Origin of the sequence: Enterobacter sp. RHBSTW-00901 (assembly GCF_014103115.1) — a bacterium.
GTDB lineage: Bacteria > Pseudomonadota > Gammaproteobacteria > Enterobacterales > Enterobacteriaceae > Enterobacter > Enterobacter cloacae_P.
In genome coordinates this window covers 3,207,435-3,229,577 of sequence record NZ_JABXPB010000001.1, presented here as the reverse complement: position 1 = coordinate 3,229,577, position 22,143 = coordinate 3,207,435, and the positions used below count along the sequence as shown (strand labels likewise).

The 22,143-nt window shown below is 54.1% G+C and carries 26 protein-coding genes and 1 pseudogene; 10 read left to right on the top strand and 17 right to left on the bottom strand.

Going from position 1 to position 22,143, the window contains the following annotated elements:
* Positions 1–11 precede the first annotated feature (11 nt).
* The 9 genes from HV318_RS15535 to HV318_RS15495 form a co-directional block, all read right to left on the bottom strand.
* The gene (locus HV318_RS15535; RefSeq protein WP_016807970.1) at positions 12–770 is read right to left on the bottom strand and encodes a hypothetical protein; all 759 of its coding nucleotides are present in this window, start codon (positions 768–770) and stop codon (positions 12–14) included.
* Positions 767–1,432, bottom strand: a complete 666-nt coding sequence (gene pilL2 / locus HV318_RS15530; RefSeq protein ID WP_016807971.1) for a PFGI-1 class ICE element type IV pilus protein PilL2 — start codon at positions 1,430–1,432, stop codon at positions 767–769. Before pilL2 ends, HV318_RS15535 begins: the two co-directional genes overlap by 4 nt.
* 136 nt (positions 1,433–1,568) lie before the next feature.
* On the bottom strand, positions 1,569–1,817 hold the full coding sequence (locus HV318_RS15525; protein WP_004115558.1) for a DUF2442 domain-containing protein: 249 nt from the start codon (positions 1,815–1,817) through the stop codon (positions 1,569–1,571).
* Positions 1,801–2,043 (bottom strand): DUF4160 domain-containing protein, encoded by a 243-nt coding sequence (locus HV318_RS15520; RefSeq protein WP_016807972.1) that lies wholly within the window; start codon positions 2,041–2,043, stop codon positions 1,801–1,803. The genes HV318_RS15525 and HV318_RS15520 overlap by 17 nt, the downstream gene beginning before the upstream one ends.
* Positions 2,044–2,107: 64 nt before the next feature.
* The gene (locus HV318_RS15515) at positions 2,108–2,644 is read right to left on the bottom strand and encodes a single-stranded DNA-binding protein (RefSeq protein ID WP_016807973.1); all 537 of its coding nucleotides are present in this window, start codon (positions 2,642–2,644) and stop codon (positions 2,108–2,110) included.
* Between the two features lie 60 nt (positions 2,645–2,704).
* Positions 2,705–3,175: an STY4534 family ICE replication protein gene (locus HV318_RS15510; RefSeq protein WP_016807974.1), complete on the bottom strand. Its 471-nt coding sequence runs from the start codon at positions 3,173–3,175 to the stop codon at positions 2,705–2,707.
* A 635-nt stretch (positions 3,176–3,810) separates the two neighbouring features.
* Positions 3,811–5,820, bottom strand: coding sequence for a DNA topoisomerase III (locus tag HV318_RS15505; protein WP_016807975.1), 2,010 nt, complete (start codon positions 5,818–5,820; stop codon positions 3,811–3,813).
* Between the two features lie 15 nt (positions 5,821–5,835).
* Positions 5,836–6,390, bottom strand: a complete 555-nt coding sequence (locus HV318_RS15500) for a hypothetical protein (RefSeq protein ID WP_016807976.1) — start codon at positions 6,388–6,390, stop codon at positions 5,836–5,838.
* A gap of 1 nt (position 6,391) precedes the next feature.
* Positions 6,392–7,117 (bottom strand): PFL_4669 family integrating conjugative element protein, encoded by a 726-nt coding sequence (locus tag HV318_RS15495; protein ID WP_016807977.1) that lies wholly within the window; start codon positions 7,115–7,117, stop codon positions 6,392–6,394.
* A 68-nt stretch (positions 7,118–7,185) separates the two neighbouring features.
* Between HV318_RS15495 and HV318_RS15490 the strand changes: the two genes are divergently transcribed.
* On the top strand, positions 7,186–7,422 hold the full coding sequence (locus HV318_RS15490) for a hypothetical protein (protein ID WP_134892789.1): 237 nt from the start codon (positions 7,186–7,188) through the stop codon (positions 7,420–7,422).
* Here the strand turns inward: HV318_RS15490 and HV318_RS15485 are convergent.
* The 6 genes from HV318_RS15485 to dnaB-PI all read right to left on the bottom strand — a co-directional run bounded on the left by HV318_RS15485 (position 7,409) and on the right by dnaB-PI (position 13,305).
* Positions 7,409–8,647, bottom strand: a complete 1,239-nt coding sequence (locus HV318_RS15485; protein WP_016807978.1) for an STY4528 family pathogenicity island replication protein — start codon at positions 8,645–8,647, stop codon at positions 7,409–7,411. The genes HV318_RS15490 and HV318_RS15485 overlap by 14 nt on opposite strands.
* Positions 8,648–8,746: 99 nt before the next feature.
* Positions 8,747–8,995, bottom strand: coding sequence for a ParE family toxin-like protein (locus tag HV318_RS15480; RefSeq protein ID WP_004115572.1), 249 nt, complete (start codon positions 8,993–8,995; stop codon positions 8,747–8,749).
* Positions 8,992–9,582 (bottom strand): DUF2857 domain-containing protein, encoded by a 591-nt coding sequence (locus tag HV318_RS15475; protein WP_006777722.1) that lies wholly within the window; start codon positions 9,580–9,582, stop codon positions 8,992–8,994. Before HV318_RS15475 ends, HV318_RS15480 begins: the two co-directional genes overlap by 4 nt.
* Positions 9,583–9,588: 6 nt before the next feature.
* Positions 9,589–10,299: a DUF2786 domain-containing protein gene (locus HV318_RS15470; RefSeq protein ID WP_016807979.1), complete on the bottom strand. Its 711-nt coding sequence runs from the start codon at positions 10,297–10,299 to the stop codon at positions 9,589–9,591.
* Entirely contained in the window at positions 10,292–11,992 is a 1,701-nt protein-coding gene (locus HV318_RS15465; RefSeq protein WP_016807980.1) for a ParB family protein, read from the bottom strand. The genes HV318_RS15470 and HV318_RS15465 overlap by 8 nt, the downstream gene beginning before the upstream one ends.
* Positions 11,989–13,305, bottom strand: a complete 1,317-nt coding sequence (gene dnaB-PI, locus HV318_RS15460; RefSeq protein WP_249421807.1) for an SPI-7-type island replicative DNA helicase — start codon at positions 13,303–13,305, stop codon at positions 11,989–11,991. The genes HV318_RS15465 and dnaB-PI overlap by 4 nt, the downstream gene beginning before the upstream one ends.
* Positions 13,306–13,358: 53 nt before the next feature.
* On the opposite strand from dnaB-PI, the gene tnpA reads away from it, so the two are divergent.
* Genes tnpA through tnpC form a run of 3 tightly spaced genes read left to right on the top strand, consistent with a single transcriptional unit; the run spans position 13,359 to position 15,742 of the window.
* The gene (tnpA, locus tag HV318_RS15455; protein WP_182271313.1) at positions 13,359–13,772 is read left to right on the top strand and encodes an IS66-like element accessory protein TnpA; all 414 of its coding nucleotides are present in this window, start codon (positions 13,359–13,361) and stop codon (positions 13,770–13,772) included.
* Complete coding sequence (gene tnpB / locus HV318_RS15450; RefSeq protein WP_135699773.1) at positions 13,769–14,119, top strand: IS66 family insertion sequence element accessory protein TnpB; 351 nt, start codon at positions 13,769–13,771, stop codon at positions 14,117–14,119. The genes tnpA and tnpB overlap by 4 nt, the downstream gene beginning before the upstream one ends.
* 30 nt (positions 14,120–14,149) lie before the next feature.
* Entirely contained in the window at positions 14,150–15,742 is a 1,593-nt protein-coding gene (gene tnpC / locus HV318_RS15445; RefSeq protein ID WP_182271314.1) for an IS66 family transposase, read from the top strand.
* A 31-nt stretch (positions 15,743–15,773) separates the two neighbouring features.
* On the opposite strand, the pseudogene HV318_RS15440 reads toward tnpC, so the two are convergent.
* Together HV318_RS15440 and HV318_RS15435 are read right to left on the bottom strand one after the other, a co-directional pair.
* Positions 15,774–15,866: pseudogene (locus HV318_RS15440) on the bottom strand (DnaB-like helicase N-terminal domain-containing protein); the annotation flags it as partial.
* Positions 15,859–16,734 carry a ParA family protein gene (locus HV318_RS15435; protein WP_016807981.1) on the bottom strand — a complete coding sequence of 292 codons (876 nt, stop codon included), beginning with the start codon at positions 16,732–16,734 and terminating at the stop codon, positions 15,859–15,861. The gene HV318_RS15435 and the pseudogene HV318_RS15440, both read right to left, overlap by 8 nt.
* Positions 16,735–16,971: 237 nt before the next feature.
* Between HV318_RS15435 and HV318_RS15430 the strand changes: the two genes are divergently transcribed.
* The 6 genes from HV318_RS15430 (at position 16,972) to HV318_RS15405 (ending at position 21,876) form a co-directional block, all read left to right on the top strand.
* Entirely contained in the window at positions 16,972–18,546 is a 1,575-nt protein-coding gene (locus HV318_RS15430; protein ID WP_063448579.1) for a site-specific integrase, read from the top strand.
* 44 nt (positions 18,547–18,590) lie between these two features.
* A complete protein-coding gene (locus HV318_RS15425; RefSeq protein WP_057060400.1) occupies positions 18,591–19,526 on the top strand; it encodes a putative endonuclease domain-containing protein in 936 nt (311 codons plus the stop codon).
* A gap of 491 nt (positions 19,527–20,017) precedes the next feature.
* Entirely contained in the window at positions 20,018–20,452 is a 435-nt protein-coding gene (locus HV318_RS15420; RefSeq protein ID WP_063448577.1) for a RadC family protein, read from the top strand.
* A gap of 269 nt (positions 20,453–20,721) precedes the next feature.
* Entirely contained in the window at positions 20,722–21,285 is a 564-nt protein-coding gene (locus tag HV318_RS15415) for a recombinase family protein (protein ID WP_046275187.1), read from the top strand.
* Between the two features lie 29 nt (positions 21,286–21,314).
* Positions 21,315–21,659, top strand: coding sequence for a YkvA family protein (locus HV318_RS15410; protein ID WP_052733170.1), 345 nt, complete (start codon positions 21,315–21,317; stop codon positions 21,657–21,659).
* Positions 21,643–21,876: a hypothetical protein gene (locus tag HV318_RS15405; RefSeq protein ID WP_182272609.1), complete on the top strand. Its 234-nt coding sequence runs from the start codon at positions 21,643–21,645 to the stop codon at positions 21,874–21,876. The genes HV318_RS15410 and HV318_RS15405 overlap by 17 nt, the downstream gene beginning before the upstream one ends.
* The last annotated feature ends 267 nt before the right edge of the window (positions 21,877–22,143 follow it).

Here is a 22,143-nt window from a genome sequence, read left to right as displayed (position 1 = left end):
CATTCGCTCCGTTATTCTGCTCTGAGCACGGTCTGGCGGCCGTTAACCCGAAACGTCGCCTCACCATAACCGGCACTGACCAGCGTCCAGCCGGACACGGTTTCACCCTCTCCGACCAGGGCCACCTGCGACAGGTTGCTGTAGCCCCGGGGCGCGATGGCAGCCCAGGACTCTGCCCCCCGCTTCTCCACTCCCGTCAGCACAAAAGGCGCAGTGCGGGCCACGCGAAGGGATGGAGCAGAACGACGTGTGTCAGCGGGACGGGGCTTTTTTGCAGCAGGCTCGTTTTTTTTTACCGGTGAGGCGACAGGTGCGGCGGGTGCGGGTGCCGGCTGTGATTTCAGCGCTGTCAGCTGCTCAGTCAGCGCACTCAGGCGGGTTTCCAGCCCCTGCTGGGCGTCCTGAAGGGTTCGCAATGACTGACGCACGGCGTCGTCGCTGCCGGCCTGTTTCGCTGCTGCGCTCAGCTCCTGCTGCATCTCGCCAAGTTTTTTCCGGGTATCCTGCAGGCCGGTTTTGAGCGTGGTCACATCTGACTGCAGGGCCGCGACTGTCTCAACAGTGGCCGCTGTACTGCCCTGAGATTCAAGGCGTGCAAGGCGTTCATCAAGGTTCGATATGCCCAGACTGAAGGCGGTGTAGCCCAGCGCCAGAATGCCGGCCAGCGCCACACCGCTGGCAGCGCCCCAGATGAGGCGGCGGCGGGGACGCCAGCTGAATCTTTTACGGGCCGGAGCGGGGTCAGTATGGAATGGTTGCTGTTCGCTCATTTTCTCAGAAACCCTCCGCTGACAGGTTTAACGGGTACTGACTGAGGGGCGCTGATGGCCGGTTGTGACACGGCGGACGGCGCAGGCGTGGACCAGGTGCTGACCGGCGGCGGAAGCTGGGAGACCGGCAGCTGGTAGCCGTCGCGCAGGCTGTGGCAGACCACACGCTGTACATCATCCACCTCAAGCTGCCAGGCCGGACCGGCCAGGACCTGCAGGGCAGTACGCAGGCGCATCGGGCCCAGCTGGTACTGGACGGCCGGCAATGCCTGGCGGTAAAGCACGCCGTTGGCGGAGCCGGTCGCGCACAGGGAATAACCGGACTGGCGCAGGGCGTAACGCAGCGCATCCGCCACAGTAGGATGCAGGGATGACGGGATGCGAATATCAATAATTTGCGAGAGAGGGTCACGCTGGGCCGCCTGCGGATCGGTACTGACCAGCAGATAACGATCGTAGCGCACCACTTCCGGCGTCCGCGCATACTCGTCCGGAGAGACCGGCTGAACGTTGCGGGTGACGGTGGTGCCGGGTGTCGGGTCCGCAGGCTCACGTTGCTGCAACTTTTGCGGCTGGGAAACACAGCCCGCAAGGAGCAGCAGGGGAAGAACAGTGGCAAGCCTGCCTGGTGAAAATATGTTGTGAGAGGTGTTACGTTTCATCCGGAATTTTCCTGTACAGTGATAAAACAGCCCTCACTGTGCGGAATCAGTCCGGTTTCACTCAATTAACAACTGATTTTCCGTTGATGAAAAAAAACGCCGGCAAAAGCCAGCGTTTTTCACTAATAGCGCGCTGTCAGGCTACTTTATGGGGACGATGGGTCACATCGCCGCGGCCTTCAAGCAACCCCGCAATAGAAATGTCTTCGTCCAGCGCGTCCCAGTGGATACCACGGGGACTCAGTTCATAGCTGTTAAGCTGTTCAGTTGAAGCATGCAACAGGCGTGGAAACCATGCCAGCGGCACACCGATGGTACGGGCGTCGTTGAGTTCAACCCACATCGTGGCCTCATCGAAGCTGACCCGTTTAGCTGAAATAGTCATTCCAGGCCTCCAGAAACAATGCTTGGTTATCTTCAACGATCCCCGTCAGTTCTTTTAATACCCGTGAATTAAACCCATCGTTACTGGCCAGAGCCACTGATGGCGTTAACCAGAATTTGGCTTCACTACCTGCTTTCATTACGTGAATGTGTGCAGGTTCGAGCGGGTTACCTTCATTAGAATAAAAAAAGAACCGGAAACCGTTGATCCTCAGTATAACAGGCATGTCAGTTATCCTTAAATGCTGACCGGATTATGTGTAAGTTCAGAGCAACTGCCATAAAGGCTGTTCAGAGTGCATGGATTGCCGATTTTGGTACTCCATACCCGAATCCAATGAACGGTATATCGTCATCGAAGTCCATCGGTGGCGCACCGGCACTGCTGCCGGAAGCCTGGCCACTGTGAGTCGGTCCGGAAGGTTGCTGAGGCTGGCCCCAGTCATTCCGGGAAGACGTATTCTGACCGCTGCCGGACTGGCGACCGCCAAGCATCTGCATGGTGCCACCAATGTTTACCACCACCTCTGTGATGTATTTCTCCTGGCCAGACTGATCGGTCCATTTGCGTGTGCGCAGCTGGCCCTCGATGTAAACCTGGGAGCCTTTGCGCAGATATTCACCCGCAATTTCTGCCAGCTTGCCGAAAATAACCACCCGGTGCCATTCGGTCACTTCTTTCTGTTCACCGGACTGCTTATCACGCCAGCTCTCAGACGTGGCCAGAGAAAGGGTGGCAACTGCACTGCCATTGGGAATATAACGCACTTCAGGATCCTGGCCGAGATTACCGACAAGAATCACCTTGTTAACGCCGCGTGAGGACATAATCATTTCTCCTGTAAAGAATAAAGAAACACCCCGCGAACGGGGTGTGTCAGGTGCGCATCAGAATGAGTTTTCTGCGTAGTTTTGTTGTGCGGCAGAGCCATTCTGCGGCGGCACGGAGTCAGATTTTTCAGTCTTGTAGACCATGTCCTGGCCTATTTTGATCCAGTCCACCTTTATCAGGCGGGCTTTCAGACTGACACGCTGTTCGCCGGCATGCTCGCCCTTGTTCAGCGTAAATATGTCCGTGGACGGATTACTCAGGTTAAAGCCCAGCAGGACTTTTTTGTCTTCATCGACGGCTTTCTGGCAGCGGGCGATAAGGCTGGTAGCCTCTTTACCTGCGACAGAAATGTCAAAACGGACGTAGGCCGGATTGTCAGTCGGACCGCTCAGTGCATTGATTACGCAGCTGAGGAACGAGCCATTCTGATGGTTAACCTGGCGGATGTTGCTGAGATACCCGATGCCTTTAATAGTCAGGTTGAAGTACTCAGATTTTGCAGATGCAGAAGTATTGTTTGCAGACATGATGTTTTCTCCATGGAGGTAAAAATAGGTACGACGGAGAAACCATCTGCCCTGACGGGAGTGGTTTCCCGTCGGGGGTCAGGATCGGTTGAATCCTGAGAGTCTGGTATGTTGAAGGAACCTTCATCGCCGCGTCGTAATGCGCTTGTACAGGCGATATCTGCTTTCAAAGGTGCGCAGATGTACCAAAGTTTGCTCCCTTTCAGGTTACAGGAGCTTTCGCTGTAGCCACCCGAAGGCGATTCTCACAGGCTACTGAATCATTGGTGGTCGTATGAACGACGGTTTAGCACTTTTATAATTAAACCGTCCTCCCTGAATGTCAACGGTCAAAATGGAAAACGTGATCCGTAAAAATAAAAGGGCACCGTTTCCGGTGCCCTGGGGTCAGTGCCTTAACCTGCGGTCGTCTCATCTGTCTCCGGGGAATAATCCCGACGCGGTTTTCACGGAGTGCATGCGTCTTACAGGTCAGTTAGTGTGCAATAACTTCCTGCCAGGCCTGCTGGGGGTAAATCCCGTTAAAGTTTACCTTACAGCACCGTGGCCAGCGGGGCACCTATGCATCAAAGCCTGGCAACAATAGCAGAACCCGGCCCGGGGTTGTACAGTGAAATAGTTCAATACTGCGCGGATTATTCTGTTTTAGCCTTAACCGATGTTTTTTTACGCTTCGCTGCTTTCTTCTTACCTGTACTGATAATTCCCTCACAGTCCGGATAGCGTATGCACCCCCCAAAATCACCATTTTTACCTTTACGTTTACGCGGGGGTCCTTTGCATAACGGGCAGGGAGGCGTGACGGGAGCAGTAATTTTCACACTGTCCTGGCGGCCTTTTTCGACAAGGTGACGGGTCCACTGCAGCTGCTTTTGCATAAAGACCGCAAGCGACATTTTCCCCTGCGAAATATCATCCAGTGCCTGCTCCCATAATGCGGTCATGCCCGGGCTCGTCAGCGTTTCCGGCAGGGCCGCAATCAGCTCCCGGGCCATCTGCGTTGAGTGGATGTGCTTCCCTTTTTTCTCCAGATAGTGTCGTTTGAAGAGGGTTTCAAGCACGGCCGCACGCGTCGCCTCTGTGCCCAGACCGGCGTTATCACGCAGCACTTTCTTCAGCTTCGGGTCACTGACGAAACTGGCCGCGTTCTTCATGGCAGCAATCAGCGTCCCCTCCGTGAACGGTTTGGGCGGACTGGTTTTCATATCCTTAACCTCAGAACCGGTGACAGCGCAAATATCCCCTTTTGCCAGCGCCGGCAGCGCCATACTGTCACCGTCGACGTCCTCTTCATCGTCATCTTTTTCAGCCAGGAACAATGACTTCCAGCCCGTCACCACACCGACTTTCCCGCGTGTACGGAACAGCTGTCCACCGATATTGAAAGAGGCCTCCGTCACGTCAGATTCCTGCAGCGGAAGGAACTGGGCGAAATAATGCTGGCGAATCAGCTGGTAGACCTTCAGCTCATCGGCGCTGAGGCGTGACAAATCAAATGCCTGTCGGGTGGGAATGATGGCATGGTGCGCGGTGATTTTTTTGTCATTCCAGACACGCGAGACAAACTGCCTGTCCAGCTGATTCAGTACCGGGGCCACAGCCGGATCGGATTTCGCCACTGCCGCCAGCACGTCGGATATTTCCTGCTGCATGGAAGTTGGCAGAAAACCGCAGTCTGTACGGGGGTAGGTGGTCGCTTTGTGGGTTTCGTAAAGTGACTGAGCAATGGCGAGCACATCATTTGCGCCCATGCCGAATTTTCGGGAACAGACCTGCTGAAGGGTGCCCAGGTCAAAACAGAGGGGTGCCGCCGTTTTCTCCCGCTTCTGTGTCACCTCCAGTACCGCAGCCCTGCCCTGCTGCTGACACAGCTGTCCCACCGCCCGGGCAGCCTGAGGATTGATGCAACGCTTTTCCTCATCACAGTACTGCTCAACGGGCACCCAGCCAGCCCGGAACCGGACGCCCTCTTTTTCAATAAGCGCATGTACCTGCCACCAGGGCTTTGGCACGAAGGACGTAATTTCATTATCCCGGTTAACCACCATGGCAAGCGTCGGCGTCTGTACCCGCCCGACGGACAGCACTTCTGACACCCCTGAGTCACGGGCCTTGAGAGTATAAAGGCGGGTCAGGTTCATACCGATGAGCCAGTCAGCCTGGCTCCGGCCCTTGCCGGCATCGTACAGCAGGGCTGTTTTTTCTCCGGGAAGAATATTGCCCAGTGCTTCCTTCACACTGGCCTCATCCAGGGCTGACAACCAGAGCCGGCGTACCGCGCCACTGTAGCGGCAGTATTCCAGCAGCTCACGCGCGATCACCTCGCCCTCGCGGTCGGCATCGGTGGCGATGACCACCTCAGAGGCCTTTTTGAGCAGCTTACTGATAACAGTGAACTGCGATTTTGTCTGCTCCTTGACGACCATTTTCCAGGCCTCAGGCAGCACAGGCAGAACATCGGCACGCCACGGCCTGCCATACTGCTCGCCATAGGCTTCAGGGCTGGCAGTTTCGAGTAAATGGCCGACCGCCCAGGTCACAACGATGTTACCGCCGCTGATAAATCCCTGCTCACGCTTGCTGATGCCCAGCACGCGGGCAATATCCTTTGCCTGGGAGGGTTTTTCACACAGAAAGAGTTGCATGTGTTGCCTCCCGCATCAGCTTTTTTCACCCGCCGCAACAGCGCGGACATCATTCATCAGTTTCGTGACGCCGGACCGGGCCAGGCGCTGTGATGATGATGAGCGATAGACAACATAGAGCCTGCTGCCGGACCCGTTTTTTTCGATTTCGATATCCAGGTGATCACGTCCGTTCCAGTCGGAGCCCATTTTGTAGTAGCTGCCCGGCATGGCGTCCCAGACGGGATGCGCATCATCTTCAGCCGCCGCTTTCCAGTCCCCGTCATTTGCTGCCTGGCGCATGGACTCAAGCTCCTGCGTGGAAATGAATTTATAGTGCCGCTTTAAGCGGGCCGCTGCCGTATCCACATCGACCGGCACGGAGAACGTTTTATCGACGGACTGCATGGCCTGTTGCCCTGCCGGGCTCATCAGCGGCATCCCGCCACTTTCTCCGCTGCTGTTGCCGCCCAACGTTTTTGTCAGGTTTGCGGCTGTGTCACTGACCTGTTTATTAATCGCAGCCCAGTCCGTTGTTGCGCATCCGCTCAGTAAAAAGAAGGAGGTGAGGAGGAACACAGGACGAATCATATTATTCCTCCTCTGCTATGTTGTTTTTAAGCGGAGGTGAGAACGAAGAGCGTTTTTTACCGCTTAACACATCCGGATCAGGTTCGCCATTTCGCTCAATGGCAACAAGCCCTTGCGTGGTTTTTTCTGCAATATCACGGCGAGTCACTGCAAGTGTTCGGTAAGGCTGAATCACGCCATAGACCTGACGAACAGCATGGCCACCATTGTCCAGGATAGTGTCACGTTGCGAACGCGAAATCAGCCCGTAATGAAAAGCCTGGAAAGCTTTCATTGCTAACTGATCATATCCAACCAGAAGCCATACGCACCGGTATCCTAACGGTGAACGGCTGAAAACGCTGACATTTAACGGATCGGCTGATTCAACTTCCGAGAGCGTTACCCCTTTGGGTACGGCTGACAATATGGCATCCAGTGAACTGAAGTTTTCATTAATTTTAAGTGTTGCTCGTTGCAGGGCTTCTTCGAGCCGTACCAGAGCCATATCGGCATAGGGATTATCTGCCGCTGAGTCTCGGGAAGCATTACCAGCTCGCGCAATGGCTTGCGGCATGCTGATTATTTCAGGCCTCTTTTTTTTCACCCCTGTATCGTCCGGAGCATCACGTTTCCTGCCCTCCCAAAGCCGGATTGCATAATGTGTATGGAGCAGGATATTAACAGAGGACTGTAGGGCCCCCGCTCGTGAAGCGGTCGTTCCGCCCTTTGTTTTACCATCAGACATGTCTAACGCCTCTCTTTAGTGGGTAATGAGTTTTGACACGCTTGAGATAGTCCGGGCGAGAGGGGTATATGAACAACTTAAAATCAGATCGTCACCATTACAAATTTGCAGGACCTTCATCTCTTTTATGGCGAAGAAATATTGCCTGGCTTTTAAGCACTGTTGCCACTGGCAACAGTGCTTACTTTTTAGTCAGTGTTGCCACTGGCAACAGCGCTCACTTTTTAGCCAGCATTTTTGCTGACAAAAGTGCAAGACTTCATGCGCCGCTGCCTGTAAAAATCTGCAATCTCATGAATTTATGATTTTTTCCCGAATTTTCTTCACCAGATCCCTGATATTTTCCTCCGATACCGGGCGGGCAGAGGCGCGTGGTTCGGGTTTCCATTGTTGCTGTTCGGGACGCTGAACTGTTTTTTGCCCGACACTGTCAGATATATCGCCACCCTGACGGGGCGCGTATAACCTGCCCTCACGCGCTTTCTTCATCACGGCCAGCAACCAGCCTACCGGGTTGCTGAGCTGCTGGCGTGCCATCACCTTTTGCAGGCTGAGCAGCACAAGTTGTGCCTGCTCCTCAGGCAACGCCTGCAGCTGTGCGGTCAGCATGGCAATATCTTCTGCCGGAACAAGTTCATGCAGACTGTCGGGAAGCACAGGTTTACCCGGTACGTACGTATTTTTATTCACACTGTGTGTGATACTACGTACGTAATGGTTCGGTTTCCGAACCCGGCCATAACTGACTGTTTTTACTGGCAGTACGGATTCCGAACTTAGTGAGTTGTTATGCCTTTCTGGACTGAGTTCGGTATCCGAACCCTGTTTTTTAGCGGCGATTCCTGGCCGTTTATGACTGAGTTCGGTTTCCGAACCCGGTGCGGGACAGGGTATTCGGTGATGATGTTTCGCCATCTGGCTGGGCGTCTGTGGGCGGTCCAGACGCGATTCGATCAGCGCAAGATGGCTGCGATAATGGCGCATGGTGGGGTCGTTTTTTATATCGTCGAGCACTTCGCGGGCGGTCTGGCTGATAGTCCGGTTTTTACTCAGGCAGGCATCCGCCACCGTATCAAGGAAGCGGGGGTCGAGCATTTCCGCATCGCTGAACGTCAGGGGCTCATCGTGCTGAGCATAGATATTCCCCCGCACCCGCCCTTTATCATCCCGCACGCGTTTACAGAGGCTGAGCCAGCCGGTTATTCGCAGCATAAGCAGGACGCGGCTTACCGTTTCCCTTGAGGCTTTCCCCTTTCCGGGTGAGGCAAGCTGCAGCTGCAGTTCGTCATAGCTGGGGAAAACCGCCCCCTCATTATTTTGTGCATACAGCCGGATCATCATCCAGCCCATCTTGTCCAGTGGTGACAACCGCGTGTCGAGCAACAGCCGGCGGGGAATGGAATCATGCACATTTCCAGTAAACAGCAGGCCGTTACGTATCCTGCCATCATCCCGCCGGGGACTGGCCGCAAGGCGGGCATTCATTTTATCCAGCGTATAAGCAATCAGGCTTTCTGCAGGCAGACTCATTATTTTTCCTTTTCGGCCGCCATCACGGCCGTTCTGAACTGTCAGTATGCTTAGTACTGCACCCGCGTACGGGTGCAGGGTAAACAGGCTGTCATGCTGCTATTTCCGTATGGCGCTGTTATAGCGTTCGTGGCTGAGAAGAAGCCATGTCCGGCCTTCGTTGCGACTCAGCAGACGCCAGAACGGGCCGAGATCGATTTTGTAGTAACCGCAGCCTTTCTCATCGAGCCGGGTGTAATTACGCGCCCCCTGCCGGAAACGGCGAACCTGACGTAACGCCTTTTGACAGCATTGCGGCGGCGTACCATGGGGAGCCCGCAGGCCCGGCGCAACCATTCTGTATTTCATGCCGTCTTCCTTACCGGCGTTCGGGCCGGAGAAGGCTGCCGGGTCTTGTGCCAGCCGCGGACGGCATGCCAGACCGACGTCAGCGAGACGTTCATCTGTTCTGCAGCCAGCATCATTACGTCCAGCCCGTCAGCACTTTCCGCGTCTTCAACGCCGGACTTTTGCCACTGACGCCACAGGGCGGCGTTTTCCTCATCACCCAGTGCGTTACCGCGCCCCGGCCGGACATCGATACCGGCAATGCGACGGCGGGCCGCCACGTCCGTACTGGAGAGCCCGAAGTAATTGGCCATCAGTTCAATGGAGCCGCCCAGCGCCAGCGCCCGATCGATACGCTGGAGTCGTTTCTGTTCCGTCCGGGCCTGCTGTAGCATGCGCACCAGATTGCCGTGATTGATGCCCACACTGATGATCGACACCTCACTGCCGGAAAGGTAGTGAAGCTCTTCGAGCGAGAGCCCCTGCAGCATCTGCATTTCCTCGCGGTTCAGTCCCAGCGATTCGCAGCGGCGGAGATAGCCACTTCTGAGATCCATAACCAGCTGCATCAATAATCCGTTTGCAGCCTGAGATAAACTGTTCATCATTCCCCCTTAATCCTGACGGTAACCAATGGCTGCCGGACCCCGGCCGCTGACACCCTGATGAAGACGGGCATTTTGTCCGGCTTCATACCCCTGATAACGTGCTGTATCCGCCCCGCGGCAGGCTTTCAGTTCACGGGTTGTGACTGTTTTCATACTGCGGCTTTCCAGCCAGTGACTCATCACCTGCTGCTCCTCGCTGCTGATGTCAGTTGCCGATATCACCTCACGCACCCCACATACCCAGCCGTCACGGAACTGCTCCGCTCTCGCCCGGCGTGTGGCCAGTTTCAGCCGCTTACTCTGGGTTTTGAGATAAGAATTTGTGGCATCTTTCAGCTGGCGCGTCAGCACATCAAAGGCATAGGCTGCTATCTCAGGTTTTTCACTGAATCCGTAAAAGGTTACCGAACGGCGATACCCGGCAGAGGTCTGACGCCATGAGTAATAAGCCTGGCAGCCAAAGGCATGACAGACGCCCCGGACAAGGGTCACCATCCATTCCGGAACTTTTTCAGCATCCGAAGGGGCCGTGCGGGAAGACGCTTCGCGCACGGATGTAAGGCCGGCATCAAGCTCGCTGATACCGTATCTGGCCATCAGCTTCTGGGCACGCTGCAGGGCCAGTCCTGCCTCATGGGCATTACTGTTGCTGCGGCCCAGCTTCAGCAGTTTCCTGACAAGATTCAGCAGTCGCAACTGTCGCTGTGAGTTATTCATCACTGTTATCCTCCCCGTACTTCAGACCGCGTTGCAGCTCCCGGAGACGGCGCATAACGCGCATCAGGCGGAGCAGTTTCAGAGCATCTTCATCTGTCAGGGCAGGTGCTTCCCCCTCACCCGGGCCGCCGGTGAAAAGCTCCGGCAGACCACACACCCCTGCCGCCGGATGCAGCACAGGCGCTTCGCCGGTCAGGCCCAGCAGAAATGCGGCGGCTTCAGAACACACCTCACCTGCCCCGACGTAACCGGCAGACATGTCCTTGTCGCGTTGAGGAAGAATTTCATCTTCGCAGCCAAGGACCTCACCCAGCTCCCATGCCAGACGAAAAGCGGTATTCTGCAGGTGTTCGATATCGTCCTGATGGGCCGGCACATGCCAGATGCTGTCATTACTCACCGGCGCGTCATCCTGCAGGACAACTTCAGGTTCTGGTGTTAAAAGAGAAAGCAGGCCATCCTCCCCATTGTCCTCTTCTCCACCATTCTCTTCTCCGTACCCATCGGAGAGGGTAACCAGCCCGCTAACATCCCCACTCTCACCTGAAATAACCGGCGCGGCACCGTACATATCTGGCTGAACCTCATGCCGAGGGGGCTCATTAATCGGTGTTTCAGAAGGAGAAGACGCATTACCCGGAACGGGCGTTACAGCCCCTCCTGAGACCTCAGGACGTGAACTGGAGACAGGTAGCGGGACGCCTTCACTCTCATCTGAGCCTGTGGTATGCAGGGCGTGATCAGCATTAACAGACTTGTTTGCGGCGGGAAAGGCAACCGTCTCCGGCTCGCCAAAGTGATGTCTGCGGTTGCGTTCTTTAGGATCGAGTTCCATCATCCAGCGGTCATAGTCCAGTTCCGGATGGGGTAACGCCTGCAGTAAATCACCAATAAATTCATCGCGAAACATCTCCAGAGACCACAGTTCCGGGGAGTTGAAACGGCCACAACACTGGCCAAAAACGTCGCTGAAGGATTTATCGCCTGTGTCTGAAATCAGGCAAAACTCATCCCACACGCGTTCCGCATCATGCCGGAGCGCCAGCAGTGACGTTATTTGTGGCCTGCCAAGCCCGGACTCAAGCAGGTCTGGGATCCACGGATAAAGATATTTCAGCGCATCTTCCATACGGCTGACTGTTGAGTAATGGACTGGCAAACCTTCACGGGTCAGTAGCTCTGACAACTGACGCAACGAAACCGTCTTTCCCATCTGCTCTTCATATATAGAGCGGGCTTTGTGGATCCCCTGCGCTTTTTCAATAAAACTCAGCTCCCCGCGCACTTCATTCTCTGCCAGATGGCCAATAACACACTGCAGCCGTCCCGGCCACGGCTTGAACAACACATGGACGCGGAAAAACCGGTCTTCTCCGGTTTCCTGCCACAGTTCTGACAGGATCTGATAACGTGTATTACCCCCGTCGCTGAAGATGTACATATCGGGCTCACCATCCGGGTCACGGGTGACTTTGGGCACGGTGTCCAGCCCGCGCGAACGGATGGAAGCCTTGATATCGTCATAACGCGGATTGCGTGATGTTCGCGGATTATCAGGATTCGGGCTTAACTGGTCGAGCGTCAGGACCATGGGCATTTCAGCCGCCGGCATGACGCTGATATTGCCGGCCGCCTGCGACTGGCGTCCGGGCTGCAGCATGGCAGCCCCCACATTAGAACTTTTACGGCTCATGCCTGTTTCCTCCCGCTGCGGTAACCGAAGTCATAGCTGCCTTCCTGAAACTCCGAAAAGAGGGTGTAACGCCCGTCAAATTTGACTTTTACCGTGCCGGTTGGCCCCTGCCGCTGCTTGCCGACAATGATCTCAGCCACCCCGGCATCAGGGGTGCCGGGGTTATAAACCTCATCCCGGTAAATAAACATGATGAGGTCCGCATCCTGCTCCAGCGCACCGGAGTCACGCAGGTCACCATTATTGGGGCGTTTATCGGCCCGCTGCTCCACCAGGCGGTTGAGCTGGGAAAGCGCCAGTACCGGACAGCCCAGCTCTTTACCGAGCGCCTTAAGCGAGCGGGAAATTTCCGCTATTTCCTGCGTGCGGTTTTCCTGCTCGGGGGAGCGGACAAGCTGCAGATAGTCCAGCATGATGAGAGAGGGTCTGCCGTATTTGCGGACATAGCGACGGGCGCGGGCGCGCAGTGTGGCCGGGGTCTGGTAACTGGTATCATCAATGATCAGACGGTTTTTCCACTCAATAATGCGACCGGTTGCCTCGGACACGCGAGCCCAGTCTTCATCATCCATGTTGCCGCTGCGAAGCCGGGACAGTTCCACCCGGCCTTCCATCGCCAGCAGGCGCATCATCAGCTGCTCTGAGGGCATTTCAAGACTGAACACAAAGACGTGATCGTCAGGTTTTGCGCTCACGGCCGCTGTGCAGGCGGCCATGGCCAGCGACGTTTTCCCCATGGAAGGACGGGCGGCCAGCAGGGCCAGATCGCCGGGCTGGAGACCACAGGTCATCGCGTCCAGTTCACTGAACCCTGTCGGTGTCCCGGTGAGGCCGTCACTGGCGGACATGCTTTCCAGCTGCGTCAGCAGTTTATCCAGCGCCTCGTTAACACCGGTCTCACTGTTGAGCTGCATGGCTCCCTGTTCGGCAATGTTAAACAACTTACCTTCGGCCGACTCAAGAATGCCCGCCGAGCTGGCTTTCGGGGCTTGCACATCGGAAAGAAGACTGTTACCCACAGTCATCAGCTGCCGCAGGCGGCTTTTCTCCGCCACCACCCCGGCGTATGCCAGGATATTGGCTGCAGACGGCGTGTTTTTACTCATTTCAGCCAGATAAGCAAAGCCGCCACACTGTTCAAGGTCGCCTCTGTTCTCCAGCCGTTCCGTAATAGTGATGAGATCGAGCGGTAGCCCTTCTCCGGCCAGCTCGGCCATCACGCGAAAGACCATACGGTGCGGCCGGGAAAACAAATCTTCCGGGGAGATTTGCAGTATCACCGTAAGCGTAAAGCCAGCACCGTATGTAGCCATTAAGCCAGTGCTGGTAACTTAGACGCCCACCTGTTACAGACGGACATCTAAGTATGGAATCCCAATCCTGGCGAAAAGAACCCCGTAAAAATTATCCCAATGACTTCAAGCTTCGTATGGTCGAACTGGCCTCCCGCCCCGGTGCCTGCGTTGCTCAGATTGCCCGTGAAAACGGCGTCAATGATAACGTCATCTTCAAATGGCTTCGGCTCTGGCAGGATGAAGGCCGCATATCACGTCGCCTCCCGGCAACGGTCGAAGCTTCACCATCACCGATGATGCTGCCTGTCGAAGTGATACCTAACCCAGCGCCAACAGGTGAGACGAACACAGCTCCGGATCAGCTCTCAACGTTGAATGCCACCTCCTGTTGTGTTGAGTTCCGTCACAGCAAAATGACGCTTGAGAACCCGTCACCAGAGTTGCTTGCCGTGCTGCTTCGTGAGCTGACCGGGAGAAGCCAGTGATATCCCTTCCGTCAGGCACCCGTATCTGGCTGGTTGCCGGGGTCACCGATATGCGAAAATCGTTCAATGGTCTGGGCGAGTTAGTACAGCATGCCCTTGAGGAAAACCCCTTCTCCGGTCACCTGTTTATCTTCCGTGGCCGCAAAGGCGATACCGTGAAGATCCTCTGGGCTGATGCTGACGGCCTGTGCCTGTTTACCAAACGGCTGGAAGAAGGCCAGTTCATCTGGCCTGCTGTACGCGATGGCAAAATCGCCATCACCCGCTCACAACTCGCCATGCTCCTCGATAAGCTGGACTGGCGTCAGCCAAAAACAGCCCGCCTTAACTCACTGACAATGTTGTAAAAAGAGCATGACCGCATTATAAATGGGGTCATGAGTCAGGACTATCTCGCCCGTATCGCCGCGCTGGAAGACGCGCTTCGCCAGAAAGACAGTCAGCTCAGCCTCGTTGCAGAGACTGAGTCGTTCCTGCGTTCGGCGCTGGCGCGCGCCGAAGAGAAAATCGAGAACGAAGAACGCGAAATAGAGCATCTGCGCGCACAGATAGAAAAACTGCGGCGGATGCTGTTCGGTACCCGCTCCGAAAAACTTCGCCGACAGGTTGAAGATGCAGAAGCCCTGCTGAAACAGCAGGAACAGCAAAGCGATCTCTACAACGGACGGGAAGACGATCCGCAGGTTCCGCGTCAGCTTCGCCAGTCTCGTCACCGCCGACCTCTCCCTGAACATCTTCCTCGCGAGATCCATCGTCTGGAGCCAGCAGAAACCTGCTGTCCGGGTTGCGGTAGTGATATGGCCTGGCTCAGTGAAGTCAGCGCGGAACAGCTGGAGCTGGTATCCAGCGCCCTGAAAGTGATCCGCACGGTCAGGGTGAAAAAGGCCTGCACCCGATGCGACTGTATCGTTGAAGCCTCAGCACCATCACGCCCCATCGATCGGGGTATCGCCGGGCCGGGTCTGCTGGCCCGCGTGTTAACGGCCAAATACTGCGAACACCTGCCGCTCTATCGCCAGTGCGAAATCTTTGCCCGCCAGGGCGTGGATCTGAGCCGGGCTCTGCTCTCCAACTGGGTGGATACGTGTTGCCGGTTGATGGCACCGCTGGATGAAGCCCTTTATCGCTACGTGATGGACTGCCGCAAACTGCATACGGATGACACCCCGGTGCCGGTGCTGGCACCGGGCAGAAAGAAGACGAAAACCGGGCGCATCTGGACGTATGTGCGTGATGATCGGAACGCTGGATCGTCAGACCCGCCAGCGGCGTGGTTCGCCTTCTCCCCGGACCGACAGGGGAAACATCCTCAGCAACATCTTCGCCATTATCATGGTGTGCTGCAGGCGGATGCCTTCGCAGGCTACGATCGGTTGTTCAGCGCAGAGCGTGATGGTGGTCCGTTAACAGAAGCCGCATGTTGGGCCCACGCGCGCCGCAAAATCCACGACGTCTATATAAGTACTCAGACGGCCACAGCAGAAGAAGCCCTGAAACGTATCGGCGAGCTGTACGCGGTGGAAGAGGAAATACGCGGCCTCCCGACAGCAAAGCGACTGGCAGCCAGGCAATCCCAAAGCAAGCCACTGCTGGCATCCCTGCATGACTGGTTGGTGGAAAAAAGCGCAACGCTGTCGAAAAAATCCCGGCTGGGTGAGGCGTTCGCATATGCCCTGAACCAGTGGGATGCGCTGTGCTACTACTGTGATGATGGCCTGGCAGAAGCTGATAACAACGCCGCTGAGCGGGCATTACGTGCAGTATGTCTGGGAAAGAAAAACTATATCTTCTTCGGCAGCGATCATGGCGGCGAGCGCGGAGCCCTGCTGTATGGTCTCATCGGAACATGCAGGCTCAATGGTATCGATCCGGAAGCCTACCTTCGTCATATCCTGAGCGTACTGCCGGAGTGGCCCAGCAACAAAGTGGCGGAACTGCTGCCATGGAACGTAGATCTCACCAATAAATAATCGTCAATACGGCGCTCACTTAACGCTTACGTATCACCTCATCCCACCGGTCGTTATCAAGCATCAGTCCGCCCAGTACGGCCTGCTCAGCCTCATAAGAGCAGGGCATCATCATCTCAGACATGACGCACCTCCCGGGTCAGAACGTCACTGAAATGGCTCTGCCACTCGGGGAACAGTTCAGACGCGAGGTCGTGCATGGTGACGGCTGCGGCCGGACCTTTGCGGCGTGTTTTGTATTCCAGACGATGCACGGGCTGCTGCTTGACGTGCCCCAGTTTGAAAATATCCAGCGCCTCGATACGGGTATCGAGTAAACGATAAACGTCACGGTTGCCCAGCGCAGAGGCGTCGTAATGTTTTTCGTTAATGATGGCGGCAAGACCGTCCATTGCTTCACGGTCAAGCAGAGTGTTTTCGATACAGTTGACGAGAATGGAAATATCAGGAAGGCGGATACCGTAATTTTCATAGGTTTTCAGGCGGGTAAGCATATGAAGGGAGCCGCGGATAAATTCACGGACATCCGGAAGGATGGGTTTAACAACGCCCATCACATTACCGGTAGAGGAAAGGAGGGAAAGCTCGGTCATGACGCCTGTTGCGCCTTTCGAATCCACAATAATGACGTCATAACGGTTAAAGAAAGGATGCTGAAGTATGTTACGCAGGCGCAGACGGCCGTCTGCAGCGTGGAGCATCGCGGTCGGCAACAGTTCGTCCGGGTCGTTAGAGTAGATGACATCGAGATTTTTTATGGCGGTCTGCGAAATGCATTGCGTATGGTCACTGACCATCTGCATCAGCAATTCATAGAGACCGAAAGGGGATTCATGCTCCAGCGCGAAGATACTGCTGGCTGTGGGCTGGGAATAGTCTGCATCCACAAGAAGGGTGTTCAGGCCGGCATCGGCAAGAAAACCGGCAAGGTAAGCAGCAAACGTGGATTTGCCTTCTCCACCTTTGGGAGAGATAACGGGAAGTATTTTCATTTTGCACACTCTTTACAGTATGCAAATACGCCTGTTTACAAACTATTAACTTTGACTCAGGGATTGAAAATCCCCGTGTCCTTGGTTCGATTCCGAGTCCGGGCACCACTCATTTATAACCCTCGCTTCGGCGGGGGTTTTTGCTTTCTGAGTCAACAACTTGTTGGTTTATCGGCAGTTACCTCTTTTTAATTTCCTCCGGCCCCGCTTCCCGGTGGTACAGAAAGGTGGTACAAAATGGGCATTATGATAAAGCCTACCAAAGACCGAAACGGCACCTACTACATCCGCAAAGCGGTTCCTCTGGAGCTGCGTTCAGCCATCGGCAAAGGCGAACTAAAACGTTCCCTTGAGACGAAAGACCTCGGACAAGCCAAGCTCAAAGCCCCTGTCGCTCTGGCAAAAATTAACGCTATCATCCAGAACGCCAAAGCAGAGCGCTCCGTAACGCAGGACGATACAGAGGTGATCGCTTCGGTATGGATGACCAGAATCCTCCAGCAGCCAGAAACCATCAAAGCACGTTATGTACGGCAAGACGATTATGGTTATGGCCTGACCGCAGATAACGTGCAATTAAGCGAATGTCTGCGTAAGGGAGAGCAGGCAGACGAGGCAGATTTGCAGCTTGTCACCCAACTTATGCAGCCTGAACTCGAAGAGGCTCTTCGGTGGACGCCAGCAGTACTGACGCCCGCATGGAGACAAAAGCTCGCATGGCGTCTGGCGGAGTACAGGCTCAGTACGGCAGAAATGTATATTATTGATGAACTACCTGTCTACACCGCCATCAACGCCACGCAACAAAAGAAAAGCATGACTTTCGCCAGTCTTTTCGAGCATTACAAAGCACATATCCGGCTAACCGACAAGGACAGAGCTGAGTCACGTATACGGGATTACACACCATCGGCTAACCGATTCATCAAATTCATCGGTGATAAACCCATCCGGGACATCTCGAAGAGTGACCTCGCGGCGTTCCGTACGCTCCTGGAGCTGACCCCGGCTAACCGCAGTAAGGCCGTCAACTTGCTGTCGCTGGAGAATCAGGCCAAAGCTCAGGGCAAGAAACTCAGCGCCAACACCGTGCGAAACAACTTCATGCACCTCTCGGCCATGTTCACTGTTGCACTCCAAGACGACCTCGTGGATGAACATCCCTTCGATAGTTTCAAAATGCGTAAAAAAGTGCAGACGATCAATGAGGATATCCCGTTCACCGACGACGAAATCAGGGTGATGTTCCGGCTACCACTGTTCCACGGGGAGCAATCTCTCTATGGCGAAATGGCCTACTGGATGCCGATAATCCTTTACTACACCGGGGCTCGCGTTGAGGAAATCGGACAGCTACGCAGGGCCGATATCGTGGATGCTTTCGGTGTTCCCTGCTTCAAAATCCAGATGGGGAAAGAGCAATCAGTCAAAACGGCTGGCTCCGTGCGTTACGTCCCGATACACAGCCATATACTGGAGCTGGGTTTTATGGATTTCGTCAATACCAGAGAAGGCCAGCTCTTTGCTGAGAAATCTGTCGTTAACGATAAATACGCCTACAACTATGGCCGCTGGTGGGGCCGGTTGATCCGTAAGCACGGCATCCGTAAGGAAGTTAAACCCTCCCACAGCTTCCGTCACTATTTCATTACGCAATGCCGTGCTCTGGACGTCCGCGAAGACACGCAGAACAACATTCTCGGACATGTTCCCGGCTCCGTTCCACGGCGTTATGGCAGCTATCTGATTGAAACAAGCCGGGTGCTCATTGAGAGGATCCCCAGACTGGAGCTAAAGCGGCTGGAAAACTGACTTTCAGCGGTATAAGGCACAGTAACTTACTGGAGATTATCAAAATGTTAAGAATTCCTGACTCAGACTGGCAGACCGTTGACGGGGTCCCCCAGCTTTCCGTTGCTTTCTTGCGGAAAATGACGCCTCAGGCAACAAGATTTACTCAATGGGCACAGCGGACACATGCCAAATTGCTCAAGGCTCCCGAAAATGTCCTGTCGTGCTGCACATCCGGCCTGATTGACGGTGAAATTCCCGACAAAAACGGCTGGATTCCCGCTGGCGATGCCCTTGCCCTGCTGACTTACAGCATCCACTCCAGCCAGAACGGACTTCTCATTGATGCAATTGAGCTTAAATCTGGTTTGAAACTGCCAGTTAGGTCCGGTGAAAGCCGTCTTGAAGGGCAATTTGGCGTCAAATTACACGATTTGATCGTCGAACTAAGGCAACAACCACGATTCACAAGCTATGAACTCGAACGGCAAAAGCAGATCGGTCCCTACAGAGTAGATTTCTTCCTCACTGAGCAGTGGTACACCGATATGGCAAAAGGAAAAACCGCTAAACGCCAGTTCATCATTGAATTTGATGAGGAGGCTCATAGAACGACACGTTATCAGTTCAACGATAAACGACGGGATCGGTGGTTACGGAAAAATCTGCACGGTACAAAGCTAATCAGGGTCAGACATGCAGAACAGGAAGTATGGCTGGAAGCGGTCCGCCAGCTAAAGCGGTTCGTCAGTCTGGAGGATTGCTATTCCCACTGCCTGCGAATGGCCTGTATCAGCCTTTCAGACTCCACGCTAAAGATAAGCAGCGAGTCAGCCCGAAAAGCCTATGATGCAGCCCATAACGAATGCATTTTCCTGCTAAAAAGCCCACGGCAGCCTCTAAGTGAGATGGGTAAACTGCTGGACAGGCTGACAATCCCCTTTGATAAACGCAGGGACATATACTTCCAACGTGCGAAATTGAGGTCATACGGCATATAAACCGAAAAGTTGCATCAAAAGTTACAACAAAAGCCTAAGGGATTAGGCTTTTCTACCTGTCCAAACGTTGCAACCTTTGAAACCTAACCCCAAGACACTTATATAGATTTATAGGGTTCTATCAATTTTTATTACTCAAATTCATCTTACTCATAGCATCCTACAGATAATAATCCTTAAGCTATCAACGCTAACTCGCATTTACCAAAAGTGCAAAGTTCCCGCCGTATCAATACGTCGAACTGAGCGACAGCTTAATGATTTTGTAGCCTCAACTCCCCAAAAGTTCTTTTCACGTCAGAAGTCACCAGACGCCGTGTAGGCCTCTCACGGCCTTTCTGCATTCTAGGTATGAATCACTCCTGAACGCAGCTCACAGGCCCGTACAGATCGTCAGGCAGGCATCTAAAGCCACTCGCCCAAACCTCCTTTCCAAGATTCCCCGCTCCGCAGGTACAAGAAATATGCAGATCACCACAGGAGGATGAATCATGCATGATGAAATCATCAATCAGGCCCGCGAAATTCTCACTCAACGGCTCTACCGTACCGACACACTGGCATCACCGAAGGACACTGCGAGTTATCTGGCTTTACAGCTTGGCGATCGGGAGCAGGAAGTGTTCAGCGTGATATTCCTCGACAACCGGAATCACGTCCTGAACTATCAGGAAATGTTCCACGGCAGTATAGCAACAACGCCAGTCTACCCCCGCGAGATTGCCCGGCAGGCGCTTAAGCTCAACGCCGCAGCTGTTATCTGTTCCCATAATCATCCATCTGGCAACGCCGAGCCATCCGTTCAGGATAAAGCGATAACGCTCAACATTCAGAAAGTTATGGAGCTAATCGAAGTCCGACTGGTAGATCACATCGTCGTGGGCGGCGGTCAAACAGTTTCATTCGCAGAAAGGGGCTGGCTATGAACTGGAAATCCTTACTTGTTGAAGCCCTGATAATGGCTCTGACAACCTTTGCAACCGTCTTCTTCCGGGGAATGGCAGCACGCTACGCCTCAGAAGAAGATTTCCTCTAATCCCCTACTACCGCTAGACCCATACCAATAGCCCATGTCCTAAAGATCTGCCATCAATGCAACGCTGGAATGCCCGCTAAGGCCATGCCAAAGAGTTGTTTTGGCGTTTTGGCAGGTTTAACAAGGGCGATGAGTCTATTGGCAGGGTAAGGAGTTCACATGGCTACAGTCGGCTACGCTCGCGTCTCAACTTCCGGGCAAAGTCTGGATGCACAACTCGCTACCCTCGCCGGATGCGAGAAGATATTCAGGGAAAAAGTCAGTGGGGCAAAAGACGACCGTCCAGAACTGCTGGCGATGCTCGAATTCGTCCGTGAAGGCGACACCGTGCAGGTCACGAAACTGGACAGGCTGGCTCGCAACACCCGCCACCTGCTAGAAGTGTCTGAATATCTACAGAATAAAGGTGTAGCATTGAATATACTCAACATCGGCATCAATACGGCAACCCCAACGGGAAAGCTCATGCTCACCATGATTGGGGCTATCGCCACGTTCGAACGTGAAATGATGCTGGAACGTCAGGCCGAAGGGATAGCACTGGCAAAGCTCAAGGGTAAGTATAAAGGCCGGAAAGCGACTGCCAGAAGCAAATCTCAAGAAGTTATCGACATGCTGGCCCAAGGACTGAGTAAACCGGAGATTTCCCGGCAGTTAGGTATTGGGATCACAAGTATTTACCGGATTGTTCGGAACGAACGTCCTGAGCTGTTAGATAAGTGATATGAAAACACTAATGTGAGGAAATGTTAATGGATGAGACTGGCAAGATCGAGATTGAGGACTTTAGCGAAGACGGTTTTTGGTCAAAAACTAAAAAATATTGCAAGGCTATCGGGAAAGATTCCCTTGAGCAGGTATTCCGTCTGTATTACGGCTTAGAAAGTGACAACTGCACAACTAAAAACAGAGCAACCATTTACGGGGCGCTGGCTTACTTAGTGTCACCGATAGATATTATCCCCGATTTAACGCCGATCCTTGGGTATACAGATGACATGGCTGTAATAGCGGCTGCCCTTGTAGCAGTGGCAAATTGCATAGACGATGCGGTTAAAGGCAAAGCAAAGGAGAAGGTCGATGAGCTTTTTGACTAGGGTAGCGAATAAGCTACTGCCTGATACTGCAAAAGAAAAAATCATCAAGCATGAAGCAAAGAAACTGGTTAACGACAATCTTAAGCTTGATGGTGAGTTAGACAAGCATGTTGATGCCTTAGCCGAAAAGGTTATGGGTAAGGTGGATGCCTCGACCATATTCGATGCCAAGGATATCTACGACAAGCTCAAAGCTGCTAAATCCAGTAAGGATTAATTGCCAGCTCGTCAACATCCATGCCGTTGAATATGGTACAAAACAGTGGTACATTCGGAATCGAAGCGTAAAGGTAACTTACTGTTATTCGGTGATTTCGTTGCTATGACAACGAATCCTTGGTTCGATTCCGAGTCCGGGCACCACTATTTAAAGAACCCGCCCAAAAGGCGGGTTTTTGCTTTCTGAGCCAACAACTTGTTGGCTTACCAGTAGTTACCGCCCTTATCTCTCCTCCAGGTCCGCTTCCCGTTGTACAAAATGAGC

Excerpts from the sequence above, each read along its gene's own strand:
- HV318_RS15525 (WP_004115558.1), bottom strand. The coding sequence starts at position 1,817 with ATGACTATTTCAGCTAAACGGGTCAGCTTCGATGAGGCCACGATGTGG.
- HV318_RS15515 (WP_016807973.1), bottom strand. The coding sequence starts at position 2,644 with ATGTCCTCACGCGGCGTTAACAAGGTGATTCTTGTCGGTAATCTCGGC.
- HV318_RS15425 (WP_057060400.1), top strand. The coding sequence starts at position 18,591 with ATGTTAAGAATTCCTGACTCAGACTGGCAGACCGTTGACGGGGTCCCC.
- HV318_RS15535 (WP_016807970.1), bottom strand. The coding sequence starts at position 770 with ATGAGCGAACAGCAACCATTCCATACTGACCCCGCTCCGGCCCGTAAA.
- HV318_RS15405 (WP_182272609.1), top strand. The coding sequence starts at position 21,643 with ATGAGCTTTTTGACTAGGGTAGCGAATAAGCTACTGCCTGATACTGCA.
- HV318_RS15485 (WP_016807978.1), bottom strand. The coding sequence starts at position 8,647 with ATGAGTCTGCCTGCAGAAAGCCTGATTGCTTATACGCTGGATAAAATG.
- HV318_RS15480 (WP_004115572.1), bottom strand. The coding sequence starts at position 8,995 with ATGAAATACAGAATGGTTGCGCCGGGCCTGCGGGCTCCCCATGGTACG.
- HV318_RS15420 (WP_063448577.1), top strand. The coding sequence starts at position 20,018 with ATGCATGATGAAATCATCAATCAGGCCCGCGAAATTCTCACTCAACGG.
- HV318_RS15470 (WP_016807979.1), bottom strand. The coding sequence starts at position 10,299 with ATGAATAACTCACAGCGACAGTTGCGACTGCTGAATCTTGTCAGGAAA.
- pilL2 (WP_016807971.1), bottom strand. The coding sequence starts at position 1,432 with ATGAAACGTAACACCTCTCACAACATATTTTCACCAGGCAGGCTTGCC.
- HV318_RS15495 (WP_016807977.1), bottom strand. The coding sequence starts at position 7,117 with ATGTCTGATGGTAAAACAAAGGGCGGAACGACCGCTTCACGAGCGGGG.
- HV318_RS15465 (WP_016807980.1), bottom strand. The coding sequence starts at position 11,992 with ATGAGCCGTAAAAGTTCTAATGTGGGGGCTGCCATGCTGCAGCCCGGA.
- HV318_RS15475 (WP_006777722.1), bottom strand. The coding sequence starts at position 9,582 with ATGATGAACAGTTTATCTCAGGCTGCAAACGGATTATTGATGCAGCTG.
- HV318_RS15430 (WP_063448579.1), top strand. The coding sequence starts at position 16,972 with ATGGGCATTATGATAAAGCCTACCAAAGACCGAAACGGCACCTACTAC.
- HV318_RS15500 (WP_016807976.1), bottom strand. The coding sequence starts at position 6,390 with ATGATTCGTCCTGTGTTCCTCCTCACCTCCTTCTTTTTACTGAGCGGA.
- HV318_RS15510 (WP_016807974.1), bottom strand. The coding sequence starts at position 3,175 with ATGTCTGCAAACAATACTTCTGCATCTGCAAAATCTGAGTACTTCAAC.
- HV318_RS15505 (WP_016807975.1), bottom strand. The coding sequence starts at position 5,820 with ATGCAACTCTTTCTGTGTGAAAAACCCTCCCAGGCAAAGGATATTGCC.
- HV318_RS15410 (WP_052733170.1), top strand. The coding sequence starts at position 21,315 with ATGGATGAGACTGGCAAGATCGAGATTGAGGACTTTAGCGAAGACGGT.
- HV318_RS15490 (WP_134892789.1), top strand. The coding sequence starts at position 7,186 with ATGAACAACTTAAAATCAGATCGTCACCATTACAAATTTGCAGGACCT.
- tnpC (WP_182271314.1), top strand. The coding sequence starts at position 14,150 with ATGAGTCAGGACTATCTCGCCCGTATCGCCGCGCTGGAAGACGCGCTT.
- tnpA (WP_182271313.1), top strand. The coding sequence starts at position 13,359 with ATGGAATCCCAATCCTGGCGAAAAGAACCCCGTAAAAATTATCCCAAT.
- HV318_RS15435 (WP_016807981.1), bottom strand. The coding sequence starts at position 16,734 with ATGAAAATACTTCCCGTTATCTCTCCCAAAGGTGGAGAAGGCAAATCC.
- HV318_RS15520 (WP_016807972.1), bottom strand. The coding sequence starts at position 2,043 with ATGCCTGTTATACTGAGGATCAACGGTTTCCGGTTCTTTTTTTATTCT.
- dnaB-PI (WP_249421807.1), bottom strand. The coding sequence starts at position 13,305 with ATGGCTACATACGGTGCTGGCTTTACGCTTACGGTGATACTGCAAATC.
- HV318_RS15415 (WP_046275187.1), top strand. The coding sequence starts at position 20,722 with ATGGCTACAGTCGGCTACGCTCGCGTCTCAACTTCCGGGCAAAGTCTG.